We start from the raw sequence: 1,746 nt of genomic DNA on the forward strand, positions 1-1,746 counted from the left end.
ATGGGCGAGCGCGCGCCGGTGGCGCTGATCGACCCGGCGGCGAGCGCGAGACTGTCGGTCGCCGAGGCGATCACCAACCTGGCCGCCGCGCCGATCGCCAAGCTTTCGGACATCAAGCTCTCCGCCAACTGGATGAGTGCGGCCGACCAGCCCGGTGAAAATCAGGCGCTGTACGACGCGGTCTACGCCGTCGGCATGGAGCTCTGCCCGGCGCTTGGCATCGCCGTGCCGGTAGGCAAGGACTCGATGTCGATGCACACCGCCTGGCAGGGCGAAAGCGCGAAGGGCGAGGCGGAGCAGAAGAGCATCACCTCGCCGCTGTCGCTGATCGTGACGGGCTTTGCGCCGGTCACCGATGCGCTCGCCACGCTCACCCCGCAGATCGACATGGAGCAGGACGAATCCGACCTGATCCTGATCGACCTGGGCGGCGGCAAGAACCGCCTCGGCGGCTCGGCCCTGGCCCAGGTGTACGGCCAGCTCGGCGACGAGTGCCCGGACGTCGACGACCCGGAGGACATCAGGGCGTTCTTCGAGGTGATCCAGGGGCTCAACCGCGACGGGAAGCTTCTGGCCTACCACGACAGAAGCGACGGCGGTCTGCTGGTGACGCTTCTGGAGATGGCGTTCGCCGCCCACGCAGGGCTCGAGATCAAGCTCGACTGGCTGATCGACGAGCCGGTCCAGGCGTTCAACGCGCTGTTCTCGGAAGAGCTGGGTGCCGTGATCCAGGTCAACCGAGCGCACACCGAAGAGGTGCTGACCCAGTTCGCCGTGGCCGGGATCGAGACCTGCGGCGTGATCGCGCGTCCGCGCTACGACGATCAGGTGCGCGTCACCTTGTTCGAGGAGCCGCTTCTGGAAACCACCCGCCAGCTCACCCAGCGTACCTGGTCCGAGACCAGCTACCGTCTGCAGGCGCTGCGCGACAATCCCGAGTGCGCCAAGAACGAGTTCGACAACCTGATGGACCTGCGCGACCCGGGTCTCTCCGCGACGCCGAGCTTCGAGGTGAACGAGGACGTCAGCGCGCCGTTCGTCAATACCGCCAGACCCGCCGTGGCGGTGCTGCGCGAGCAGGGCGTCAACGGTCAGGTCGAGATGGCCTGGGCCTTCGACAAGGCCAACTTCGAGGCCGTCGACGTGCACATGAGCGACATTCTCGAAGGGCGGGTGGCGCTCGACGAGTTCAAGGGGCTGGTCGCCTGCGGCGGCTTCTCCTTCGGTGACGTGCTCGGTGCCGGCGGCGGCTGGGCGAAGTCGATCCTGTTCAACGAGCGCGCCCGCGAGCAGTTCCAGGCGTTCTTCACCCGCGAGGACACCTTCAGCCTCGGCGTGTGCAACGGCTGCCAGATGCTCTCGCAGTTGAAGCCCTTGATTCCCGGCGCCGAGAACTGGCCGGAATTCCTGCGCAACGAGTCCGAGCAGTTCGAGGCGCGCGTGGCCATGGTGCGCGTGGAGAAGAGCCCGTCGATCCTGCTTTCCGGCATGGAGGGCTCGACGCTTCCCATCGCCGTGGCTCACGGCGAGGGCCGCGCGGCGTTCCGCGACAGCGCCCACCTGCGCCAGATGCAGTCATCCAGCCAGATCGCGCTGCGCTACATCGACAACTACGGCCAGGTCACCACGCGCTACCCGGCCAACCCCAACGGCTCGCCCTCGGGCATCACGGGCCTGACCACGCCGGACGGCCGCGTCACCATCATGATGCCGCACCCGGAGCGCGTCACCCGTGCGGTGACCAAC

1 protein-coding gene is annotated in these 1,746 nt (G+C 67.6%); it reads left to right on the forward strand.

Translation table 11 applies throughout. From position 1 onward, the window contains the following. Nucleotides 1–1,746: phosphoribosylformylglycinamidine synthase (gene purL, locus BIS11_RS16650; RefSeq protein WP_253586597.1), on the forward strand; the 1,746-nt coding region annotated here is incomplete at both ends.

The sequence above is a fragment of the Halomonas sp. 707D4 genome, assembly GCF_024158685.1.
Classification (GTDB): domain Bacteria; phylum Pseudomonadota; class Gammaproteobacteria; order Pseudomonadales; family Halomonadaceae; genus Vreelandella.